Origin of the sequence: Acinetobacter sp. FL (assembly GCF_040744925.1) — a bacterium.
In the GTDB taxonomy this organism is placed as follows: Bacteria; Pseudomonadota; Gammaproteobacteria; order Pseudomonadales; family Moraxellaceae; genus Acinetobacter; species Acinetobacter radioresistens.
Genome location: NZ_CP160437.1, coordinates 1,688,464 through 1,709,546, shown reverse-complemented (window position 1 = coordinate 1,709,546; position 21,083 = coordinate 1,688,464). Strand labels below are relative to the sequence as shown.

The following is a 21,083-nucleotide window of genomic DNA, read 5'->3' as shown; positions in this document are numbered from 1 at the left end:
TATAAATAAATATTAGTTCTGCTCTTCTTCTGGTGGAAGCAGCATCAAAATAGAGTCAGTCAATAGTTGTGCGATATCTTCAAGTATTTCTTCATCATTTAAATTCTGATCAAGAACCAGAATTTCACCATCAGCAAGGCGCTTTAAATAGGCTGCAAAGCTTTCAGAAATATATAGTGCTTCACCATTTGCCCAAAAAAGTAGCTGGTTGTCTTCATCTGTATAAAGCAGGCGTGAAGCAGGTTCCAGCATTAGCATGTAACCCTGATCCAAAGCTTCTTCCAGATCACCTGTACCGATCTCTTCCGCTTCAGGAATATTCTCCGGATACTTCGGTTCCGACATCAAGCTGATAATAGCATCATCAAGTACAGTAGAGTTTTGCAGACGGGCAAGCAGTTCTGTTTTAAGGTACTCAAGTTCAACAGGTGTAATCTCACCTGCTGCTGTAGCTTGGTCACGCAGAATATCGGTTAGCGGATTTCTGAGTAACTGGTCTTCAGAAAATTTATCACTCACACGATCCATCATATCTGCAATATTAGGCATGCGAAAACCAAAGGAAAAGGTCAGGCAGTCATCTTCTGCTATGCCATAGTGAGATAGACCGGGTGGAACATATAACAGATCACCTGGAGCCAGTACTTCATCAAAATTTACCTCCATGTCTGGTAGCAGTTTAAGAGGCTGACCTGGAACAAAAGCCGTGTCTGCATCGCACATCTGCCCAAGCTGCCAGCGACGGTGACCGTAACCTTGCACCAAGAATACATCATAAAAGTCAAAATGCTTGCCAACTGAACCGCCTTTAGGTGCATAAGACACCATAATATCATCACGGCGCCACTGTGGAATAAAGGGAAATTTTTTCCATAGGGCTGCCAGGTCAAATGAATAGTGGTCAACCGCCTGAACCAGCAAGGTCCATAATTTTGGCATTTTCTGGAAATCGCCTTTAATCAGGGGAGAAGATTTCACTGACCACTGATTAGAATCTTTATCTTTTTGCTTGATTAAACGGGCAGTAACATTTTCTTCAAGCGCAAGTTCTTTAACATCGTTCGGTTCAAGAATATTGATAATTTCGGGTAGGGCATTACGGACCAGTAGCGGTTTTTTTTGCCAATATTCACTTAAAAATTGTTCGGCAGTTATACCGCCTAAGACAGCTAGAGGTTGGGACATAGAAAAAACCTGTAAATATTAAAAAAATTAGCTAGGGAATCTGGAAGTCGAGTTGGCGCAAAATCTGGCATAGCTGAATCATGGGTAGGCCCATTAAAGTTGTCTGGTCATTACCCGTCATCTTTTCAAACAGACTAATGCCCAGACTTTCACATTTAAAGCTACCTGCACAGTGAAGTGGTTGATCCAGTTCGATGTATCGCTCAATTTCAGCCAGATTTAATGTGCGGAATTTTACCTGATAATGCTCTACCAGTGTGTGCTGAAAACCTGTGGAATGCTGCTGTACACTCAGCCCCGTACTAAAATAGACCGTTTTCCCGGAATTGGCCTGCAACTGTTGCACTGCCTTTTCAACTGTTAAGGGCTTACCTATAAAATCATCGGGTGTATGTTCCCGCCATGCTACCTGATCGGAACCAATCACTACTGCTTCAGGGTAAAGTCTGGCAACAATATGAGCTTTGTCAAAAGCCAGTCTCCTTGCAAGTTCATCTGCATGTGTCTCACCTTGGGGTAGTTCATCAATATCTGGTGAAATACATCGATACTGCAAGCCTAAACGATTCAACAGCGCTTTACGGGTCTCACTACTGGAGGCCAGAATAAGAGGAGGCTGCTTCATCAAATTGCATAATCCATTAAAATATCTAAAGGTACATAACTGAGTACTGCCTGATGGCAGGCATGAATTTTTACAGGCGGGGCCATATCAGCCTGATAGGCTTCAACCCAGCGCGTTACGCAGATACACCAGAAGTCACCAGGTTTTAGACCGGGAAAACCCACTTCCGGTAAGGGCGTAATCAGGTCATTACCCAGTTTTTGAGAAAAACTTAGAAATTCAGATGTCATCTGTGCACAAACAGTATGCTGGCCCAGATCAGTAGCAGCAGTATGGCAAAAACCATTACGGAAATATCCGGTAATAGGATCATAGCAACAGCTTGCCAAGGGTTCACCTAATACATTTAAGCGGTTAATCTTCGGATCAGGATGAAAAGACATAAGTACTCGGAAATAGACGGGCTTTATCTATCATAACAAATCTTTGGCAAACGTTAGCTTTTATGCAAAAGAAGCTAACCTTTTTAAGTATAATCATTTAAAATCGATGGCATTTTTAAATACATAAAGAGAGTATTACATGAATTTTCAGCGTATGACTGACCTTGACCTGACAGGCAAACGTGTCCTTATTCGTGAAGACTTAAACGTTCCTGTAAAAAATGGTGAGATTACGAGCGATGCACGTCTACGCGCTGCATTACCGACAATTCAGGCTGCGCTGGAAAAAGGTGCAGCAGTGATAGTATGTTCTCATCTGGGTCGTCCGGTAGAGGGTGAACCTAAACCGGAACAGTCACTCGCTCCTGTTGCGGCTTATCTGTCTCAGGCACTGGGTCAGGAAGTCCAGTTGGTTACAGAGTACTTGGATGGCGTTGAAGTTCAGGCCGGCCAGGTAGTTTTACTGGAAAATGTACGCTTCAATGCAGGTGAAAAGAAGAATAATCCTGAGCTGGCACAAAAATATGCTGCATTGTGTGATGTCTTTGTTATGGATGCATTTGGTACTGCGCATCGTGCAGAAGCATCTACAGAAGGTGTAGCGCGCTTTGCCAAGGTTGCAGCAGCAGGGCCGCTGCTTGCAGCAGAACTGGATGCACTGGGCCGTGCACTAAAAACACCTGAAAAGCCGATGGTAGCAATTGTTGCAGGTTCTAAAGTCTCTACTAAACTCGACGTTTTAAATTCTTTATCCACACTTTGTGACCAGTTAATTGTTGGCGGCGGTATTGCCAATACTTTCTTGGCGGCCGCCGGTTATAACGTGGGTAAATCGCTTTTTGAAGCAGACCTGGTCGACACTGCAAAAGCGATTGCTGCGAAAGTTTCTGTCCCTTTGCCAACTGACGTGGTTGTTGCTAATGCATCTGAAATTAACTTTGAAGATTTCTTGGGTTCATTGGCAAAAGCTCAAGCTGTAGTCAAGAAAGTATCAGAAGTTTCGGAAAATGATATGATTCTGGATGTTGGTCCAGAAACAGCTCAGGCATTTGCAGAGATTCTTAAAAATTCAAAAACTATTTTATGGAATGGTCCGGTCGGTGTATTTGAAGTTGACCAGTTTGGAGAGGGTACCAAAACGCTTTCTCAGGCAATTGCAGAGTCTGCCGGTTTCTCGATAGCAGGCGGTGGAGATACATTGGCAGCTATTGATAAATATGAAGTCGCTGGCAAAATTGGCTATATCTCGACTGGTGGAGGGGCTTTCCTTGAGTTTGTAGAAGGCAAAACCTTGCCAGCAGTAGCCGTGCTACTAGAGCGTGCCTAGTAGACTCTTCTGATTCTATAATTTTTTAAGTTTAAACAGGTTGGCTTGGTCCAGCCTGTTTTCATTTTAGATTCATATAACTGTCATATTTGTGCAATAACATAATCTGCATTAGATCTTCTTTGTTTGGGTAAAGGTAATGAAGTTAAAATTTATGCTTGTGATCTCGCTGGTCGCACCACTGGTACTAACTGCATGTGCAAAGAAAGAAGAAGCAGCTGCAACTGATCAGGGGCAAAATGCACCTGCTGCAGAAGAAAAAATAACTCCTGAACAACAAGCTGCAATTGATGCAATCGACAAGCCAGTCATGGATGAAAATAATACAGATATTTCGCCTGAACAAGCGAATGCACCAGCTGAAGATTCTATGACTCCAGCAGCAGAAACGCCTGCACCAGAAGCTGAAACAGCTACTACAGGCACAGCCATACAGTAAATTGTAGGCTTTTGTTTAAAAGTCCCTGCAAATGCAGGGATTTTTTTTTAAATCATGTGTTTTGTTGCTGAATTGAAATAAATGACAGGGTAGAATAGGCCGCATTACCTGGGAGGATATTATGGCACTTATTTCGATGCGCCAGCTCTTGGACCACGCCGCAGAACATAGCTACGGCGTACCAGCGTTCAATGTAAACAATTTAGAACAAATGCGCGCAATCATGCTGGCTGCAGACGCAACCAATTCACCTGTGATCGTACAAGCTTCAGCGGGGGCCCGTAAGTATGCAGGGGCGCCGTTCTTGCGTCATCTTATTCTGGCTGCTATTGAAGAATGGCCACACATTCCGGTAGTTATGCACCAAGATCATGGTACCAGCCCAGATGTTTGCCAACGTTCAATTCAGCTTGGCTTTAGCTCGGTGATGATGGATGGTTCATTAGGTGAAGATGGTAAAACACCAACTTCCTATGAATACAATGTTGATGTGACTCGTCGTACTGTACAAATGGCACATGCTTGTGGTGTTTCAGTAGAAGGTGAAATTGGCTGTCTGGGTTCACTTGAAACCGGTATGGCTGGTGAAGAAGATGGCGTAGGTGCAGAAGGGATACTTGACCATTCTCAGCTGTTGACTTCTGTAGAAGAAGCACGCAGTTTTGTGGCTGATACCAATGTTGATGCGCTGGCAATTGCTGTAGGTACTTCACATGGTGCGTATAAATTCACCCGTCCACCAACGGGGGACATCCTGGCAATTGACCGTATTAAAGAAATTCATGCGGCTCTACCAAATACACACCTGGTTATGCATGGCTCAAGTTCAGTTCCACAAGAATGGTTAGCTATTATTAACCAGTACGGCGGCGATATCAAAGAAACTTATGGTGTGCCAGTTGAGCAGTTAGTAGAAGCGATCAAACATGGTGTACGCAAAATTAACATCGATACAGACTTACGTCTGGCTTCTACCGGTGCAATGCGCCGTATGATGGCTGAGCAGCCAAGTGAATTTGATCCGCGTAAATTCTTTGCAAAGACTATTGATGCAATGAAACAGATCTGTGTAGATCGTTATGAAGCATTTGGTACGGCAGGCCATGCAGATAAAATCCGTCCGATTTCACTGGAAAAAATGGTTGATCGTTATAAATAACTCACTACGTGATGTTTTATAATATTTAAAAGCCCACAGATGTGGGCTTTTTCTATAAGCTCAAGTAAAACAAGCTAAGAGTGGCAAGATGGAACTGATTTTTGGGGCGGCCTTATGCAGTGTGGCAGTGTCTATATTCTTAAAATGGGGCAAATCACACGGTTTCGATGCTCTGCAAATGATTACTGTCAATTATGCAGTTGCCAGTGTGCTTTGCTATATATGGTTTAAACCGGATTTTTCTCATGTTTCTTTAAGTACCACTCCGTGGTGGCTGATTTTTATTTTAGGTATGCTATTGCCTGGTATATTTCTATGTTTGGCCAGATCACTACAATACGCAGGAATCCTGAAAACCGAAATTGCGCAGCGCCTGTCTGTTGTATTATCTCTACTGGCTGCTTTTTCTATATTTCAAGAACAGTTCAGTATTAGTAAACTGCTGGGTATAGGTCTAGGAATAGTCGCAGTAATCAGTTTATTATTCGGTCAACATTTTCAGGAAAAAACGACTTCCGATCATAAAAAAGGTCTGGTTTTTCTATTGAGTGTATGGATAGGCTACGCGTTGGTGGATATTCTTTTAAAATACACCACAGGCTTAGGCTTACAATTTGCACTGGCCTTAAATCTGGCCTTTCTCTTTTCTTTTGTACTCTCAAGCGGTTTTCTGGTTCTACAAAAAAACCGGTGGTCACAAAAAAATATATTAGCTGGTTCAGGTTTGGGCTTGCTTAATTTTTGTAATATTGCTCTGTACATTAAAGCCCATATGCTACTTAAAGATAGCCCGGCTATTGTATTTGCTGGAATGAATATTCTGGTGGTATTACTGGGCCTGATGAGTGGTTTGCTGTACTTTAAAGAAAAACTGAATCTCCCGACATTAATCGGCTTAATTTTAGGATTGACTGGAGTAATCTGTCTGGCATATGCCATGTAATATGCTTTAAGGTAAGTAAGTTTTTATCACTGCTACCGGATGAAGCAAGTAATCCAGTTTATTGACACTACCAAGTATCTGGCCTGGCTGCTGGCAATTTGGGCATGCTGGATAGGAAAGCATATGCCGTCTATTTATTTGTTCTATGTACATGCTGCCGCAACCTAGACATTTAAATTTAAGCAGACGTTTGGGAATAGGTAACATTGTTTTTTGTTTCCGGTTTTTGAATGATTTTAAAATTTTTATATAAAATTATGATGACAATTATAAAAGGAGAGATATCCTCTCCTCAATTTAGAATTTTATAGCTTGGTAAAAATCTGTTCTCTGTCCAAGCGTGATTTAGGTAACTTGGCATTAAAATCGCTTGCACTGCGGTAGCCTAATGTAAGTAATACTGATGGAACTAAGCCTAATTCAGTTAAGCCTAATTCTGCACTGATAATATCTTCATTAAATCCACCAATAGGGGTAGCGTCCACACCTTCAATACCTGCTGCCAATAGCATTTGCCCAAGAGCAATAAAAGTCTGATTTTCAGCCCAACGCTGGACATTACCTTTTTCATTGCGGTAATAATCAACATAACCACTACGGCTGTCTTTCTGACCTTGTTTGGCTGTTTCATCCTTGAAGCGCCCACTTGCTGCATCTTGATTTAACAAATGCTCAAGATGTTCTTCAGTAATATCGGCTTTAGTACAAAATAAAATAGTATGGGAAGAGTCTAATACTTTAGGTGCGTTATAACTGTACTTGCCCACCAGAGCTTTCGCAATACGCTGTTTGGCAGATTCATGATCAGCGATAAAGAAATGCCAAGGCTGAATGTTAATTGATGAAGGAGTATAACGAAGTATTTCCAGGAAGCGTTCAAACTGCTCCTGTGAAATTTTCTTGGTTGGGTCATAAGCTTTAGTCGTATAGCGGTTATGTACGATATCAAGCAGATCCATATATGTACTCCATCACTGCATTTAGGTTCAAATCATTGAGATTGATCATACGATATTTTTTAAATAATACTCGTAAATTCAATCAATTTTTATCTTAAAGAAGCAGGATTATATTGTTTGTTTAATAATTCCAGCTTATCAACTTTAACTCTGTTTGCTCTGCTAGCAGATTTATCTCCAGAATTTGAGCAGAACGCTCTCTCCAGTCACCTAGCACGATACGCTTTTTATTATATATTTCATGAATTGCAGGGCGATGTGTATGGCCGTGAATCAAAATATCGGAATTTTCCAGAACCTGCTCAACTGTATGCTGGTTAACATCCATAATTTCATAAGCTTTGGTCTGCTTGGTCTCAGCACTTTTTTGACGGAATCCATTGGCCAGCTTTTGTCTAAGACCGAGTGGTAGACGTTTTAGAAAGCCCAGCAAAAGCGGGTTGCGAATTATTTTTTTAAAGCGTTGATAAGATATATCATCAGTACAAAGTGCATCTCCATGTTCTAGCCGGAACGCTAAAGCACCAATACTCAACTGATATATATCTGGCAATAGAACACCGTGAAACTGGTCCAAGAATTTTTGGCCTAAGGCAAAGTCACGATTTCCGGCCTGAAAATATATAGTGTTACCAGCTTGATGGAACTGCTGTAAAGCCTGAACAATTTCATCCAGCCAAGGCGCAGAATAATCATCACCGATCCAGGCATTAAACCAGTCTCCTAAAATATAGAGCTGGGTATGCTGGTTTGCATAATGTTTTAATAAGTCTAAAAACCCCCGAACAAGTCGAGGGTGTTCAGGTGACAAATGTAAATCTGAAATAAACAGATAGGTCACAAGGTGTCCTGCATAAAATTATTCAGAGATAATTTTAGCAGATTCGATTACAACATTTTCCAGAGGAACATCGGCATGGTAACCACGGTTACCAGTACGGACATTTTTAATCTCATTAACAACGTCCATACCTTCAACAACCTTACCGAACACTGCATAACCCCAACCTTGAGCAGTTTTACCTGTATGGTTAAGGAAAGAGTTATTTTTCACGTTAATGAAAAACTGGGCAGATGCAGAGTGAGGAGCCTGGGTACGTGCCATTGCAATCGTACCTTCGTCATTGCTCAGGCCGTTATCTGCTTCATTTTCGATTGCATCGCGAGTTGCTTTTTCTTTAAAGTTTTCGTCGAAGCCACCACCTTGGATCATGAAACCGTCAATCACACGGTGAAAGATAACGCCGTCATAAAAGCCGTCACGAACATATTGCAGGAAGTTTTCAGCAGTTTTAGGTGCTTTTTCAGTATTAAGCTCAAGAACAATACGACCTTTATTGGTGTTTAATTCGACTTGAGGAAAACTCATTGGTTAATCTCCTGAACATGGACAAAAATGCCATGGGTTTTTTGGTTGAGAGAAGCATAAGCAAACTGTAAACTACAAGGCAAGTAAAAACGTTATTTTCTTTGTTAAAAAAACTGAATAGCGTTTTAATTATCCTCATTTTTTGATTTAGAAGTGAATTATCTATTATGAAGCCCAATGATGTTGTTTCATCCCTGCCAAATAACCCGACACCAAATAATGAAGCCACAGTCGATCAAGCGCAGCAACAACAACAGGCAGGCTTAGACTTTATCCGTCAGGTCATTAGTGATGATCTGGCTGCCGGGCGTACCCAGAAAGTAATCACCCGCTTCCCACCAGAGCCGAATGGCTATTTGCATATTGGTCATGTGAAGGCTATCTGTCTGAACTTTGGAATTGCAGAAGAATATCAGGGTGCATGTAACTTGCGTTTTGACGACACCAATCCAGACGCCGAAGAGCAGGAATATGTAGATGGCATTGCTAATGATGTGAAATGGCTTGGATTTCAGTGGGAAGGTGAGCCGCGTTATGCATCAAGCTACTTTGATCAGCTCTATACATGGGCGCTTCAGTTGATTCAGCAGGGCGATGCCTATGTAGACTTGCAGACTCCAGAACAGATTAAGTTAAATCGTGGCTCTTTTGTAGAGCCAGGCAAAAACTCACCTTATCGTGATGCAAGTGTTGAAGAGAATCTGACACGCTTTGAGCAGATGCGTAATGGTGAACTGAGTGAAGGTGAAGCGGTACTCCGCGCTAAAATTGATATGGCTTCACCAAATGTCCACATGCGTGATCCGATTCTGTATCGTGTATTGCATTCTGAGCATCATCAAACAGGCAATAAATGGAAAATCTACCCGATGTATGATTATGCCCATCCATTGTCTGATGCGATTGAAGGCATCACACATTCACTTTGTACTCTGGAATTCCAGGACCACCGTCCGTTTTATGATTGGGTCGTCGAGAAAGTCGACTCATCCGCTGTACCGCGCCAGTACGAATCTAGCCGTCTGAATGTCGATTATACTATTACTTCAAAACGTAAACTGCGTAAGCTAGTAGAAGGTGGGCATGTACATGGCTGGGATGATCCTCGAATGCCAACAGTTGTGGGTATGCGCCGTCGCGGTTTTACTCCAGAAGGATTGCGTGATTTTTGCAAGCGAGTAGGTGTTTCGAAAACTGACGGTATTGTTGATGTGGCAATGCTGGAGTTCTGCATCCGTCAGTCACTGGAAAATAGTGCAGCACGTGGTATGGCAGTACTAAATCCACTTAAAGTAACTTTAACTAATCTGGCAGAAGCCATGGATCTGGTTCATGCGCGCCATCCAAATGTAGATATGGGTGAGCGGAGCATTCCGCTGACATCCGAAATCTATATTGACCGTAAAGATTTTGAAGAAGTGCCGCCAAAAGGTTTTAAACGCCTCATACCAGACGGTGAAGTTCGTTTACGTCATGCCTATGTCATTAAATGCGATGAAGTTATTAAAGATGAAGGCGGTGAGGTAGTAGAACTGAAATGTTCAATTGATACAGAAACTCTGGGTAAAAATCCGGAAGGGCGTAAAGTAAAAGGTGTTATCCACTGGGTTTCTGCAACTCAAGGTATACCGGCAGAAGTCCGTATTTATGATCGCCTGTTTACTGAAGCAGATCCGGAAACTGGAGATGACTTCTTGGCTAACCTCAATCCTGAATCACTCAAAGTGCTTCAGGCTGTAATTGAACCTGCACTGGCACAAGCTCAACCGGAAGACCGTTTCCAGTTCGAGCGTGAAGGTTATTTTGTGGCCGATCGTTATGACCATTCTCCTGAAAAACCGGTATTTAATAGAATTCTCGATTTGAGAGACAGTTTTAAACCGGGTAAATAAACTTAAAAGAAGCCTCTTGTGAAAGAGGCTTCTTTTTTTAAAGGGCATAATATAAATATGATATGGTTAAAGCTGCTAATAGTGCCTGCTTTTATCTTACTGGTCAGTCTGGCCGGTCGGCGCTGGGGAACAACGGTTGCCGGCATATTGGCCGGTATGCCGGTAGTTGCTGGTCCGATAGTGGTGCTGGTTGCTTTAGAGCAGGGGGTTGGGTTTGGTATATATACTGCGACAGCAGCTGTTACCGGTGTAATTGCCTTACTGAGTTTTGGGATAGCTTATTGCTGGTTAAGTCTGAAACTTAACTGGTGGATGACTTTTCTTCTGGCAACGCTGGTTTGGAGTGTTATTTCTAGCTTTCTGGTACTTTTACCACAAAATATTTATCTTGCCCTTTGTATAGCATTACTCGGTTTGATCTTCACACCGTACTTATTACCTCGGAAAAATTGGGTGTATCGACCTGCAGCTCATGCAAAAGATCTGCCGGTACGAATGTTAGCAGGTGGTGTATTCACGCTGATAGTTACACAGGCTGCTGATCTGGTGGGTGGAACATGGAGTGGATTACTGGCAGTTTTTCCAATTATTGGTTCGATTCTGGCAGTTTTTACGCATATCACACAAGGTGCCGATGCGGTTACTACTCTATATCGAGGTACAGTACGGGGCTTATATTCGCTTGTACTTTTCTTTTTTATATTGGTAATGGCATGGCCATATATGAGTTTCTGGTTTGCGCTTATCCTTGCCATAATTGCAGCAATCATTCTGCAATTGCTATTTCAATATGCAATGAAACCACTTATTTTATTTAAACAATAAAACCCGTTAGCGTTAGACTACTTTTTTTCTTCCTGTTTATAGATGAGATAAGAAGGAATCTGCATTTTTGCCTTATCCCGCAGTTTTTTCTTGATATACAATACTAGCGCAAAGGATGTGGTAGCCACGGTAATCATCATGCTGTTCATATAGCTCATGATTGAACTGACATAACCGATAGTTGTCAGACGATTCATCATCTTCACCACTTGCGGGCTGCTCTCGACCCCGGTAATGGCCCAGCTACATAAATGCTCACAGTTGTTAATAATAAGATGATACTGATTCTCATGCATGCGGGAACGCATACGTCTAACTACCGTGCGGCCACTATATTTTGGAGCTTCATAGTGGCGTACAGAAATTTTCTTGCCATGAGAAAAGTTCTTGAGTGAGGTCATTTCGATAGGATGTTTTTTAAATAAATGGGCAAAACCAGAATAATGAATCACACGACCACGCCCGGCATAAATACCATGGTGAGTATAGCCAAAATGTTTAACAATTAAATGCGCTCCAACAGTGAAGCGTTTTACGCGTCGTGACTGCATATTGTTTTTATTCCAATAAATCGTTGGGATTACTTTATTGAAAGCAGGGTCAAGATTATACCTAAAATTAGTGTAGGCTGTCACAATATAGCGCGTTTTAATACTTTTATTGAATATTCAGATTTTTTAGAAAATATAAAAAACTGTTAAGGGGGGCTTGTACAATTCTTTTAAAATAAAAATACTTTTCATTTAACGCTTCATGGAAAATTGACCGTTTGGTCAAAACTGGTATGTTTTTTGCTGGGAATAAAACAATTCAACTAAAGCAGATGAGTGTATGACTGTTGAAATTTATCTTTGTAAAAACCATTCTGTTCAGACAGTGGTGCTCAGTTCGGGCCTAGGTGGCCACGCGAATTTTTGGCAGCCGCAGATTGAAGCATTAAGAGAATATTTTCAGGTTATTTGCTATGACCATGAAGGTATAGGATCGCAGAGTCCAGAATTACCGGAAAATTATTCCATACAGCATCTGGCAGAACAGCTGGCAAAAATTTTAAAACAGCACCAGCAGCAAAACTGTCATTTTATAGGACATGCCCTAGGTGGGTTTATAGGCATGGAACTTGTGCGGCTCTATCCTGAGCTGGTCAATAGACTGGTCCTGATTAATGCTTGGGACCGGCTCGATCCGCATACTGAAAAGTGTTTTAGTACCCGTATTGCTTTACTTCGGTATGCAGGTATTGAAGCTTATATACGGGCTCAGGCCTTATTTTTATATCCGCCTGCCTGGATTTCCGCACATTCACTGCAATTGAATGAACAGGAAAACAAAATGATCGGTATTTTTGCACCTCTAGAAAATGTCTTTAAACGGCTTCATGCATTACAGAATTATCAACCTTTTGAAGTGGCGCGTCAGATTCAAAATCCTACTCTGGTGTTAACCAATCAGGATGACTTTCTGGTGCCATGGCAACGGGGGCTAGTACTTGCCAAGCTGATTAAAAATGCTGAACTGGAATTAATGCCAAATGGCGGTCATGCCAGTACCATAACCCAAGCTCAAAGCGTAAATGAGATACTAATTAAATTTTTAACTAAAACAACAGATTAATCTGATATAGGGAGTAGAAAATGACAATTTATCAGCAAGGCCTAGAGCAGGATGTACTCAAGCAGTTATTTACTGAAGCACGTACCTATAATGCATGGCAGGAACGTGATGTAAGCGATGAGCAGCTTATGCAGATTTACGATCTGGTGAAAATGGCTCCCACTTCGGCAAACTGTTCACCTGCGCGGTTTTTGTTTATCAGATCTGCCGAAGCCAAAGCCAAACTTAAACCGGCCTTATCATCTGGGAATCTGGAAAAGACAATGAGCGCGCCTGTAACAGTGGTAGTAGCTTATGACGCAGAATTTTATGAGCAGCTGCCTGAACTTTTCCCACATGGAGATGCTCGGTCATGGTTTACTTCAAGTCTAGAACTGGCATATGAAACGGCTTTTCGTAACAGTTCCATGCAAGCAGCTTATCTGATTTTGGCCTGTCGGAGCTTGGGTCTAGATACCGGTCCAATGTCCGGTTTTAATCCAGCTTTAATTGATGAAACTTTTTTTGCAGGTACCAGTTGGAAATCTAACCTGCTGATTAATATTGGCTATGGAGCTACAGAAAAACTGTTTGAGCGGTTACCTCGACTAAATTTTGAAAAAACCTGCAAAATACTCTAAAGCCTATCGAGCAGGAACATACGGGTTGTTGCTGCTCGAGTAATTCTAAAAAATCAAAATACTAAATCTTAAATAAATTATTAATAGTTAAAAAATTAGCTTTGAATAGATTTCTGCTGCGATTAATCAAGGATGCTTATACTGCTGTTCCTGATGCACTATCTAATTAAAAATACTACTCTTGAGCCCTTATCTAATTTATATTTATTAGTATGCTTCGATTATTTTCTTGAGAAACTTATATTTCATAAAAAGCTTAACAAAGCCACTGTTGCAGTGGTATTGCGTTTTAAAGCACAGATTACTCCTTTTATTCACAGTATTTATATTTAATAGAACTGCCCTAATTCTGATTTTTAATAATTTTCTCTATATTTATACAACTCAAGATAGATCTTAAAAATAATTTTAATACCTTTGCGAGTAATGTACCGCTGTTTTTTACGTCATGGTGCGCTTGATATTTAAACTTGGTTTAACTCTGTTATTCATTTCTATTCTGGATAGAGCCAGTCTAAGATTCTATGAAAGCTACTCATCTTATTAGTTATTTTCAAAAGCCTTTAAATTTTGCACTGTATGCACATATTTTGTGCGCGTGATACTTTTTGATACACCTATTTAGACTAAATGGTAAAAAAAATAATACCTCAATTTTTTATTAATATGTTGATATTAAAGAATAAAAAATATTGGCATATACCTTGCATTAATAAAAATACAAGCAAGAAGAACTGATGTACTTGGTCCTTTTACTCGAGAAGTTTTAAAAGAGAGGTACGAATATGAAAGTCGGCGTTTTTTGTCCAATTGGTAATAACGGATGGTTGCTCTCGAAAACAGCACCACAATATCAACCAAGTTTTGAAATGAATAAAGAAATCGTACAGCGTGCTGAACATTACGGTTTTGACTTTGCTTTATCCATGATCAAGTTGCGCGGTTTCGGGGGGGAGACTGAATTTTGGGATTATAACCTGGAAACATTTACATTAATGGCTGGCTTGGCTGCGGTTACGTCCAAAATCCAGATTTATGCAACAGCTGCTACATTAGTTATGCCACCGGCAATTGTAGCAAGAATGGCTTCCACAATTGATTCTATTTCTAATGGCCGCTTTGGTCTGAATGTAGTAACTGGCTGGCAAAAGCCAGAATATAGCCAGATGGGTATGTGGCCGGGAGACGAGTACTTTGGTAAACGTTATGAATATCTTTCAGAATATGTGCAGGTATTAAGAGAGTTATGGGCAACGGGCCACTCTGACTTTAAAGGTGATTTTTTCAAGATGGATGACTGCCAGGTGAAGCCAGTGCCTCAGGCAGACATGAAAATTATCTGTGCAGGCCAGTCTGATGAAGGACTGGCATTCTCGGCAAAGTATGCTGATTATAATTTCGTTTTTGGTAAGGGCTTAAATACTCCAACGGCCTATGCCGGTATTAATGAACGTCTAAAAACACAGACAGATAAGACAGGCCGTGATGTTTCGACTTATGTACTGTTTATGATCATTGCTGATGAAACTGATGAGAAGGCTCAGGCAAAATGGCAAAACTATAATAATGGGGCTGACATGCAAGCTATCCAGTGGTTACAGGACCAAGGCGGAAAAGACAAGATTTCGGGTAATGACACCAATATACGGCACATGGCTTCCAGTGTATCTCCAGTCAATATCAATATGGGTACTCTGGTAGGCTCATATGAAAAAGTGGCTGCCATGCTTGATGAAATTGCAGAAGTTCAAGGTACAGACGGTATTCTTCTGACTTTTGATGATTTTATAAAAGGTATAGAAGATTTCGGAACCCGAATTCAGCCACTGATGAAAAGTCGTATTGAAGTAGATAGCCCTGTACCAAGCCAGGTCACTGCACTGGAGAAAAGCGCATGAATATGAAATCAGCAATATGTGCCGACTTTACTTCAGATTCTGCACCAATTTTGAATGCTGCTCCTGAAGCAATCAAGCTCGATCCCAAACAGACAGCATTGATTATTGTGGATATGCAAAATGCATATGCCAGTTCAGGTGGTTATCTGGACTTGGCCGGTTTTGATGTATCTACTACACAACCAGTCATTGAGCAAATTAAAAAAGCTGTGGATATTGCCCATCAGGCAGGTATTCAGGTGATTTATTTCAGAAATGGCTGGGACCAGCATTATGTAGAAGCTGGCGGAGCAGGTTCGCCAAATTTTCATAAGTCAAATGCCCTGAAAACCATGCGTAAGCAGCCGGAGCTACAGGGAAAATTACTGGCTAAAGGCGGCTGGGACTATGAGCTGGTTGATGAGCTACAGCCTGTAACGGGTGATATTGTTATCGATAAACCTCGTTATAGCGGTTTTTTTAATACTAGTCTGGACAGTGTGCTGCGTGCACGCGGTATCCGTAATTTATTATTCACCGGAATTGCGACCAATGTCTGCGTAGAGTCCACCTTAAGAGATGGCTTCTTCCTGGAATACTTCGGTGTATTACTTGATGATGCCTGCTATCAGGCTGGTCCGCGTGAAGCGCATGAAGCCACTTTATATAACGTTGAAACCTTTTTTGGCTGGGTTTCTGATGTAGCCAGCATGCAACAGTGTTTTAGTCAAAAACAGTCCCAGAGCTCAGCAGCATAAGTTATTTTTTAAATAAAAAATTGGAAGAAGAAACATGGCAAAAACAGTAATTATACCAGAAGGTACCGGTACGCCTTTGGCGCCTTACGTTCCAGCAACCTTGGCCGACAATATTGTATATGTATCCGGTACCTTACCCTTAGACACAAATAATGAGGTGGTCTTTGTAGGAGATGCTGCTGCCCAGACCCGACATGTACTTAGTACTATTCAGAATGTCATCGAGACAGCGGGCGGTACGATGGATGATGTGACCTTTAATTCCATATTTTTAAAAGACTGGGCAGATTATGCTGCCATCAATACTGTCTATAGAGAATTTTTCCCAAATGAAAAACCAGCCCGTTTCTGTATCCAATGCGGGCTGGTGAAACCCGAAGCTCTGATTGAAATTGCTTCGGTTGCTCATATTGGCTAATCGCATCATGGACCATATTGAGAAAGATGCTAGAACAGATTAAAGGCTAAAAAATTCCGCACGAACCTGGCATCTTTCTACTATTGAGGAGAATTACACATGAATTCAGTTGTAGCAAAAGATCTGGCAATGAGTACAAAACTTTCGGCATCTCTGATGAAATTAAAAGAGTCATCAGCCTCAGAAAAACCGGTTTTAAATGAAACCCAGCAGTTATTTAGGAACGCCATGAGCAATCTGGCGGCAGCAGTCAATATTATCAGTACCGACGGACCAGCGGGACGTGCGGGCTTTACTGCATCTGCTGTATGTAGTGTAACCGATACGCCACCTACATTATTGGTCTGCCTGAACCGTAATGCATCAGTCTATGAAACTTTCAAGCAGAATCAGGTGTTATGTGTTAACACGCTCGCTTTGGAGCATAAAAATCTGAGTAATCTGTTCGGCGGCAAAACACCAATGGCAGAGCGTTTTGCACAGGGCGAATGGCAAACCCTGACGACTGGTTCACCGGTATTGCAAGACGCCATGCTGGCTTTTGACTGTCAGGTTAAACAGATCAGTAGCGTAGGTACACATGATATTTTTTTCTGTGAAGTACTAAGTATTCAACAAAAATCAGGAGCTCGCAGTCTGGTTTATTTTGACCGCGCCTATCACCAGCTTACTCAACACCACTAAATCTATTGCAGAAATAAAAATAAACTTTGGGGGTAGTAGACATGAAAGAACGTTGGTTTGTCAGATGGCGTCCCTATCGGGGAAATCTTGAAAAAACGCCTGTAGCAATGAATGAATATCTGCCAGTAGGGCAAAGCATGGTACTGGGCGCCCAGCATGCTTTTGCCATGTTTGGAGCAACTATTCTGGCCCCTCTATTGATGGGTTTTGATCCGAGCCTGACGATGCTCATTACGGGTATCGGTACGATTTTATTTTTCCTCATTACAGGCGGCCATGTGCCGAGTTATCTGGGATCAAGTTTTGCATTCATTGGCGCCGTAGCTGCAGCCACTGGCTATGCTGGAGCTGGCAGTAATCCCAATATCGCGCTTGCTTTAGGCGGAACAATTGTATGTGGAGTTTTATATGCAGTTGTAGGTTTAATGGTCATGCGAACTGGTACTCAGTGGATTGAGAAACTGATGCCACCTGTAGTAACCGGTACAATTGTCATGATTATCGGGTTAAATCTTGCCCCGGTTACCATTAAAAGTGTTTCAGCCAATAATTTTGATGCATGGATGGCACTTGTAACTATTTTATGTATTGGTACGATTGCCGTTTTTACCCGAGGCATGATTCGTCGTCTATTATTACTGATCGGTCTGGTCATGTCCTACGCAATATACTTTGTCTGCGCCAATGTCATGAGTTTAGGCAAACCAATCGATTTTAACGCTATTTCTAGTGCGGCCTGGTTCGGTTTACCTGCTTTTCATCAGCCGGTATTCCAGCTGAATGCCATTTTATTGATCGCACCTGTGTTTATCATTTTAATTGCTGAAAACCTCGGCCACTTTAAGGCGGTCAGTGCGATGACCGGGCAAAATATCTCTCCATATATGGGAAGGGCTTTCTTTGCAGATGGTTTATGTACCACACTTTCAGCTTCAGTAGGTGGTACAGGCATGACGACTTATGCTGAAAATATTGGGGTAATGGCAGCCACTAAAATTTATTCTACTGTTGTCTTTGTTATTGCTGGTGTTTTTGCAATCCTATTAGGTTTATCCCCAAAATTCGGTAGTCTGATCAGCACCATTCCAGTAGCAATTCTGGGCGGCGCTTCAATTGTAGTTTTTGGTCTAATTACGATCGCAGGAGCACGTATCTGGATTAGTAATCAGGTAGATTTTAGCAAGAATGGCAATATGATCGTCGCTGCGATCGCTCTAATTATGGGTGCAGGTAATTATTCACTGCATATTGGCAACTTTGATTTAGGCGGAATTGGTACTGCAACCTTTGCTGCAATTCTGATGAATCTGGTTTTTAATCGTGAAACACGGACTCTTAAAACTGGTTCAGGTACAACACCTTTAACTTCACCTGCCATGCCCGTCAAAGAATAAATCTAGAACAGTACAGATACAAAGTAGTTGATAAAAAATTTATCACTTTTTAAAAAACCTTATCTTTTATGGAAGTAACTATGACAATAAAATCTGTAGCATTCATTGGCTTGGGTGCAATGGGCTGGCATATGGCAGGCCATTTGACCAAAGCATATACAGATGTCCGGGTCTGGAACCGTACTGCCAGCAAGGCCAAAGAACATGCCAGAGTGTTCGCAACACAAGCTACCAGTCTTAAAGAAGCGGGACAGGCCGATATTATTTTTTCCTGTTTACCTACCAGTAAGCAGGTTGAGGAGATTATTCAACAGGCACAACCTAAAACGGGTAGTATCTGGGTAGATTGTACCAGTGGAGAGCCACAATCAGCACAGCGGCTACAACAACAATTAAAAGAGCAGGGCGTAACCTATCTTGATGCGCCAGTTTCAGGACAGACTATAGGGGCAGAAAAAGGCACCTTAACCGTTATGGTTGGTGGAGACCCGAATATGCTAGAGCAGGCAAACCCGGCCATTCAAACTTTTGCCGGTCTGATTCAGCATGTAGGCGACAGTGGTTCGGGATTTGCAGTAAAAGCGGTAAACAATATTTTGATGGCAGCAAATTTATGGGCGTTGGCTGAAGGTATGTGTAATTTAAAAAGCCAAGGGGTCGAACTGGATGCAGCCCTAAAATGTATTAATGCCTCAAGCGGTCAAAGTAATATGTCTCATCACATTTTTGCACAACGCGTGTTGAGTCGTGAATTTCCTTTAACTTTTGCATTAAACCTGCTTGCGAAAGATGCCACTATTGCTACACAGCTTGCAGGCACTACTCAAACTATAATGCCGGTTTTGCAGTTAACACAGCAGCTGTATCGTTCTGCCAGTAATAATTTACCCTCAGAAAGTGACTTTTCCAGTGTGGTACAGCAGCTGGAGCAATGGAATAATCTAACCCTGCAATCTGCCTGAATAAATCTTGTTGTTCTATATAATTAGATATTTGTTAATAAAAAGTCCTGTATAAACAGGACTTTTTTAAGATTATTTCCAGCAAGGTATTTTACTGAATTGGATGATGAGAAATTTCACTCAATTCTTTTCGGCTATAACCACGTGATACCAATACCCGGGTAATCCCTGCGATGACATCTTCATTGGTGGCTTTCGCCAACGCTTCCAAAAGTTGTGCATTGCTTTTACATGCACAATCATTTTCGACACAAACAACCTGGTTTTTATGTGCGTTCTGTTGCTGGTCTGCGGAGAACAGCTTTTGCCAAAAACTCATAAATTTATATTAATCAACCTAACATATGCGGAAATATAGCCAAATTAAAATAAAATACAAGTCATCCTAAGTCTTAAAAGATGAGCTCAACAGTTAAAACTTTTAATTTTACCGTTACGAATTAACAGTTTTATGACAGAGGATATATCTTATAATTTACAACTATATGTATTAGTTATATTTTTTATAAAATAAAAAGAGATTATAAAAATAATCTCTTTTACATATGATACAAATTGTTTAAATCTTTTCCAGCAAAATACCTGTCTCCACATGATGGGTATATGGAAACTGGTCAAACATGGCAAACTTTAAAATTTTGTGGCTTTCTAATAAGATTTTAAGATTATCATGCAGGGTGTCAGGATTACAGGAAATATAGATAATCCGGTCAAAGCGTTGTAATAATTTTAAAGTATCCAGATCGATTCCTGCACGTGGCGGATCAACAAAAACGGTATCGAATTCATAACTCTGAATGTCAATTTCTGCTTCCTGCAAACGTCTGAATTCACGTTCACCATTGAAAGCTTGGGTAAACTCTTCAGCTGAGAGGCGGGCCACCTGAATATTGTCAATTCCATTTTGCTCAATATTCCATTGCGCTGCATAAACTGAACTTTTGGCCAGCTCGGTTGCCAGCACCCGCTCAAATTTTAAAGAGAGCGGTAGCGTAAAATTACCATTACCGCAATAGAGTTCCAAAAGATGCTTTTGTGATGCCTCGGCAGCTTTACATGCCCATTCAAGCATTTTCTGGCAGACAATTGCATTAGGCTGAGTAAAACCACCTTCAATCTGTTTATATTTAAATTTTTGTTCTAATACCTGTAATTCTTCTACAACAAAGTCATCAGTTAATACCAGCTTTTGACCACGGCTCCGCCCAATAATTTTAATATTTAACTTTTCTGCCAGAGTTCTTGCTGCCTTTTCCCACTCATTGTCGAGTTTACGGTGATAAATCAGTGTAACCAGCATCTCATCGCTTAAAGTAGCTAGGAAATCAACCTCGAACAGACGTTTTTCAAGGAGAGGGTTTGCTTTGAGTTCTGCAAGTAAAACCGGCATAAGCTGGTTAATGCTGTGGTCTGCAATTGGGAATTCATCTACACGAATAACTGTTTTTTGCTGGTCTTCAGGATTACGTTCAAACATGGCATAAAACATATCCTGATCGGTATGCCAGATACGGAATTCAGCACGCATCCGGAAATGCTGTTCAGGTGATTCAAATACTTCCAGGGCAGGCGGGTTAAATTCGGCAAATTGAGTAGAAATACGCTGAATTTTTGCTTCAAGTTGGGCTTGATAGGTCGCGGTCATAAAGA

24 protein-coding genes are annotated in these 21,083 nt (G+C 41.3%); 15 read left to right on the top strand and 9 right to left on the bottom strand.

Translation table 11 applies throughout. The features are described 5' to 3' along the window. Positions 1 to 12: 12 nt before the first annotated feature. The 3 genes from ABZP31_RS08040 to ABZP31_RS08030 are packed head-to-tail and all read right to left on the bottom strand — an operon-like array spanning position 13 to position 2,193. A complete protein-coding gene (locus ABZP31_RS08040; RefSeq protein ID WP_248134545.1) occupies positions 13 to 1,185 on the bottom strand; it encodes a cupin domain-containing protein in 1,173 nt (390 codons plus the stop codon). 31 nt (positions 1,186 to 1,216) lie between these two features. After that, on the bottom strand, positions 1,217 to 1,810 hold the full coding sequence (locus ABZP31_RS08035; RefSeq protein ID WP_005019983.1) for a nucleoside triphosphate pyrophosphatase: 594 nt from the start codon (positions 1,808 to 1,810) through the stop codon (positions 1,217 to 1,219). Continuing rightward, complete coding sequence (locus tag ABZP31_RS08030) at positions 1,810 to 2,193, bottom strand: DUF2237 domain-containing protein (protein ID WP_005026254.1); 384 nt, start codon at positions 2,191 to 2,193, stop codon at positions 1,810 to 1,812. The genes ABZP31_RS08035 and ABZP31_RS08030 overlap by 1 nt, the downstream gene beginning before the upstream one ends. 139 nt (positions 2,194 to 2,332) lie before the next feature. On the opposite strand from ABZP31_RS08030, the gene ABZP31_RS08025 reads away from it, so the two are divergent. The 5 genes from ABZP31_RS08025 (at position 2,333) to ABZP31_RS08005 (ending at position 6,229) form a co-directional block, all read left to right on the top strand. After that, a complete protein-coding gene (locus ABZP31_RS08025) occupies positions 2,333 to 3,520 on the top strand; it encodes a phosphoglycerate kinase (RefSeq protein ID WP_005019986.1) in 1,188 nt (395 codons plus the stop codon). Between the two features lie 139 nt (positions 3,521 to 3,659). Beyond that, entirely contained in the window at positions 3,660 to 3,959 is a 300-nt protein-coding gene (locus ABZP31_RS08020; protein ID WP_138000759.1) for a hypothetical protein, read from the top strand. Between the two features lie 121 nt (positions 3,960 to 4,080). Then, positions 4,081 to 5,118 (top strand): class II fructose-bisphosphate aldolase, encoded by a 1,038-nt coding sequence (fba, locus tag ABZP31_RS08015; RefSeq protein ID WP_005019989.1) that lies wholly within the window; start codon positions 4,081 to 4,083, stop codon positions 5,116 to 5,118. A gap of 88 nt (positions 5,119 to 5,206) precedes the next feature. Further along, the gene (locus ABZP31_RS08010; RefSeq protein ID WP_248134547.1) at positions 5,207 to 6,061 is read left to right on the top strand and encodes a DMT family transporter; all 855 of its coding nucleotides are present in this window, start codon (positions 5,207 to 5,209) and stop codon (positions 6,059 to 6,061) included. Between the two features lie 39 nt (positions 6,062 to 6,100). Continuing rightward, a complete protein-coding gene (locus ABZP31_RS08005; RefSeq protein ID WP_005406365.1) occupies positions 6,101 to 6,229 on the top strand; it encodes a hypothetical protein in 129 nt (42 codons plus the stop codon). Between the two features lie 137 nt (positions 6,230 to 6,366). Here the strand turns inward: ABZP31_RS08005 and nfsB are convergent, their stop codons facing one another. The 3 genes from nfsB to ABZP31_RS07990 form a co-directional block, all read right to left on the bottom strand. Continuing rightward, positions 6,367 to 7,020, bottom strand: a complete 654-nt coding sequence (gene nfsB / locus ABZP31_RS08000; protein WP_005406443.1) for an oxygen-insensitive NAD(P)H nitroreductase — start codon at positions 7,018 to 7,020, stop codon at positions 6,367 to 6,369. A gap of 121 nt (positions 7,021 to 7,141) precedes the next feature. After that, positions 7,142 to 7,861, bottom strand: a complete 720-nt coding sequence (locus ABZP31_RS07995; RefSeq protein ID WP_248134549.1) for a UDP-2,3-diacylglucosamine diphosphatase — start codon at positions 7,859 to 7,861, stop codon at positions 7,142 to 7,144. An 18-nt stretch (positions 7,862 to 7,879) separates the two neighbouring features. Beyond that, a complete protein-coding gene (locus ABZP31_RS07990; RefSeq protein ID WP_005019994.1) occupies positions 7,880 to 8,389 on the bottom strand; it encodes a peptidylprolyl isomerase in 510 nt (169 codons plus the stop codon). 167 nt (positions 8,390 to 8,556) lie between these two features. On the opposite strand from ABZP31_RS07990, the gene ABZP31_RS07985 reads away from it, so the two are divergent. Both ABZP31_RS07985 and ABZP31_RS07980 read left to right on the top strand, forming a co-directional pair. After that, complete coding sequence (locus tag ABZP31_RS07985; protein ID WP_248134552.1) at positions 8,557 to 10,281, top strand: glutamine--tRNA ligase/YqeY domain fusion protein; 1,725 nt, start codon at positions 8,557 to 8,559, stop codon at positions 10,279 to 10,281. A gap of 81 nt (positions 10,282 to 10,362) precedes the next feature. Beyond that, the gene (locus ABZP31_RS07980) at positions 10,363 to 11,106 is read left to right on the top strand and encodes a hypothetical protein (protein ID WP_228143414.1); all 744 of its coding nucleotides are present in this window, start codon (positions 10,363 to 10,365) and stop codon (positions 11,104 to 11,106) included. Positions 11,107 to 11,123: 17 nt separating this feature from the next. On the opposite strand, the gene ABZP31_RS07975 is transcribed toward ABZP31_RS07980, so the two are convergent. Further along, complete coding sequence (locus tag ABZP31_RS07975) at positions 11,124 to 11,657, bottom strand: lecithin retinol acyltransferase family protein (protein WP_005019997.1); 534 nt, start codon at positions 11,655 to 11,657, stop codon at positions 11,124 to 11,126. Between the two features lie 280 nt (positions 11,658 to 11,937). Here ABZP31_RS07975 and rutD point away from each other — a divergent pair, with 280 nt between their 5' ends. From rutD to ABZP31_RS07935, 8 genes are all read left to right on the top strand, one after another. After that, positions 11,938 to 12,720 carry a pyrimidine utilization protein D gene (gene rutD, locus ABZP31_RS07970; RefSeq protein WP_248134554.1) on the top strand — a complete coding sequence of 261 codons (783 nt, stop codon included), beginning with the start codon at positions 11,938 to 11,940 and terminating at the stop codon, positions 12,718 to 12,720. 20 nt (positions 12,721 to 12,740) lie between these two features. Further along, a complete protein-coding gene (locus ABZP31_RS07965) occupies positions 12,741 to 13,340 on the top strand; it encodes a malonic semialdehyde reductase (RefSeq protein WP_248134556.1) in 600 nt (199 codons plus the stop codon). 785 nt (positions 13,341 to 14,125) lie between these two features. Continuing rightward, entirely contained in the window at positions 14,126 to 15,238 is a 1,113-nt protein-coding gene (gene rutA / locus ABZP31_RS07960; RefSeq protein ID WP_367156779.1) for a pyrimidine utilization protein A, read from the top strand. After that, positions 15,235 to 15,975 carry a pyrimidine utilization protein B gene (gene rutB / locus ABZP31_RS07955; RefSeq protein WP_367156778.1) on the top strand — a complete coding sequence of 247 codons (741 nt, stop codon included), beginning with the start codon at positions 15,235 to 15,237 and terminating at the stop codon, positions 15,973 to 15,975. The genes rutA and rutB overlap by 4 nt, the downstream gene beginning before the upstream one ends. Before the next feature lie 34 nt (positions 15,976 to 16,009). Then, complete coding sequence (gene rutC / locus ABZP31_RS07950) at positions 16,010 to 16,393, top strand: pyrimidine utilization protein C (RefSeq protein ID WP_005020003.1); 384 nt, start codon at positions 16,010 to 16,012, stop codon at positions 16,391 to 16,393. A gap of 156 nt (positions 16,394 to 16,549) precedes the next feature. Next, entirely contained in the window at positions 16,550 to 17,077 is a 528-nt protein-coding gene (gene rutF / locus ABZP31_RS07945) for an NADH-dependent FMN reductase RutF (protein WP_228127194.1), read from the top strand. A 41-nt stretch (positions 17,078 to 17,118) separates the two neighbouring features. Beyond that, positions 17,119 to 18,471 (top strand): solute carrier family 23 protein, encoded by a 1,353-nt coding sequence (locus ABZP31_RS07940; protein ID WP_248134558.1) that lies wholly within the window; start codon positions 17,119 to 17,121, stop codon positions 18,469 to 18,471. Between the two features lie 80 nt (positions 18,472 to 18,551). After that, positions 18,552 to 19,433 carry an NAD(P)-dependent oxidoreductase gene (locus ABZP31_RS07935; RefSeq protein WP_017400598.1) on the top strand — a complete coding sequence of 294 codons (882 nt, stop codon included), beginning with the start codon at positions 18,552 to 18,554 and terminating at the stop codon, positions 19,431 to 19,433. 91 nt (positions 19,434 to 19,524) lie between these two features. On the opposite strand, the gene ABZP31_RS07930 is transcribed toward ABZP31_RS07935, so the two are convergent. Continuing rightward, positions 19,525 to 19,752: a hypothetical protein gene (locus tag ABZP31_RS07930; protein WP_005020007.1), complete on the bottom strand. Its 228-nt coding sequence runs from the start codon at positions 19,750 to 19,752 to the stop codon at positions 19,525 to 19,527. Between the two features lie 240 nt (positions 19,753 to 19,992). After that, positions 19,993 to 21,078, bottom strand: a complete 1,086-nt coding sequence (trmA, locus tag ABZP31_RS07925) for a tRNA (uridine(54)-C5)-methyltransferase TrmA (protein WP_005406291.1) — start codon at positions 21,076 to 21,078, stop codon at positions 19,993 to 19,995. Positions 21,079 to 21,083: the final 5 nt, after the last annotated feature.

What these genes read in the sequence shown, in the direction of transcription:
- rutC (WP_005020003.1), top strand. Translation starts at nt 16,010, where the DNA reads ATGGCAAAAACAGTAATTATACCAGAAGGTACCGGTACGCCTTTGGCG.
- ABZP31_RS07990 (WP_005019994.1), bottom strand. Translation starts at nt 8,389, where the DNA reads ATGAGTTTTCCTCAAGTCGAATTAAACACCAATAAAGGTCGTATTGTT.
- ABZP31_RS08040 (WP_248134545.1), bottom strand. Translation starts at nt 1,185, where the DNA reads ATGTCCCAACCTCTAGCTGTCTTAGGCGGTATAACTGCCGAACAATTT.
- rutF (WP_228127194.1), top strand. Translation starts at nt 16,550, where the DNA reads ATGAAATTAAAAGAGTCATCAGCCTCAGAAAAACCGGTTTTAAATGAA.
- rutB (WP_367156778.1), top strand. Translation starts at nt 15,235, where the DNA reads ATGAATATGAAATCAGCAATATGTGCCGACTTTACTTCAGATTCTGCA.
- ABZP31_RS07985 (WP_248134552.1), top strand. Translation starts at nt 8,557, where the DNA reads ATGAAGCCCAATGATGTTGTTTCATCCCTGCCAAATAACCCGACACCA.
- ABZP31_RS07940 (WP_248134558.1), top strand. Translation starts at nt 17,119, where the DNA reads ATGAAAGAACGTTGGTTTGTCAGATGGCGTCCCTATCGGGGAAATCTT.
- fba (WP_005019989.1), top strand. Translation starts at nt 4,081, where the DNA reads ATGGCACTTATTTCGATGCGCCAGCTCTTGGACCACGCCGCAGAACAT.
- nfsB (WP_005406443.1), bottom strand. Translation starts at nt 7,020, where the DNA reads ATGGATCTGCTTGATATCGTACATAACCGCTATACGACTAAAGCTTAT.
- trmA (WP_005406291.1), bottom strand. Translation starts at nt 21,078, where the DNA reads ATGACCGCGACCTATCAAGCCCAACTTGAAGCAAAAATTCAGCGTATT.
- ABZP31_RS07975 (WP_005019997.1), bottom strand. Translation starts at nt 11,657, where the DNA reads ATGCAGTCACGACGCGTAAAACGCTTCACTGTTGGAGCGCATTTAATT.
- ABZP31_RS08025 (WP_005019986.1), top strand. Translation starts at nt 2,333, where the DNA reads ATGAATTTTCAGCGTATGACTGACCTTGACCTGACAGGCAAACGTGTC.
- ABZP31_RS08035 (WP_005019983.1), bottom strand. Translation starts at nt 1,810, where the DNA reads ATGAAGCAGCCTCCTCTTATTCTGGCCTCCAGTAGTGAGACCCGTAAA.
- ABZP31_RS07965 (WP_248134556.1), top strand. Translation starts at nt 12,741, where the DNA reads ATGACAATTTATCAGCAAGGCCTAGAGCAGGATGTACTCAAGCAGTTA.
- ABZP31_RS07935 (WP_017400598.1), top strand. Translation starts at nt 18,552, where the DNA reads ATGACAATAAAATCTGTAGCATTCATTGGCTTGGGTGCAATGGGCTGG.
- ABZP31_RS08010 (WP_248134547.1), top strand. Translation starts at nt 5,207, where the DNA reads ATGGAACTGATTTTTGGGGCGGCCTTATGCAGTGTGGCAGTGTCTATA.
- rutD (WP_248134554.1), top strand. Translation starts at nt 11,938, where the DNA reads ATGACTGTTGAAATTTATCTTTGTAAAAACCATTCTGTTCAGACAGTG.
- rutA (WP_367156779.1), top strand. Translation starts at nt 14,126, where the DNA reads ATGAAAGTCGGCGTTTTTTGTCCAATTGGTAATAACGGATGGTTGCTC.
- ABZP31_RS08020 (WP_138000759.1), top strand. Translation starts at nt 3,660, where the DNA reads ATGAAGTTAAAATTTATGCTTGTGATCTCGCTGGTCGCACCACTGGTA.
- ABZP31_RS07930 (WP_005020007.1), bottom strand. Translation starts at nt 19,752, where the DNA reads ATGAGTTTTTGGCAAAAGCTGTTCTCCGCAGACCAGCAACAGAACGCA.
- ABZP31_RS08030 (WP_005026254.1), bottom strand. Translation starts at nt 2,193, where the DNA reads ATGTCTTTTCATCCTGATCCGAAGATTAACCGCTTAAATGTATTAGGT.
- ABZP31_RS08005 (WP_005406365.1), top strand. Translation starts at nt 6,101, where the DNA reads ATGAAGCAAGTAATCCAGTTTATTGACACTACCAAGTATCTGGCCTGG.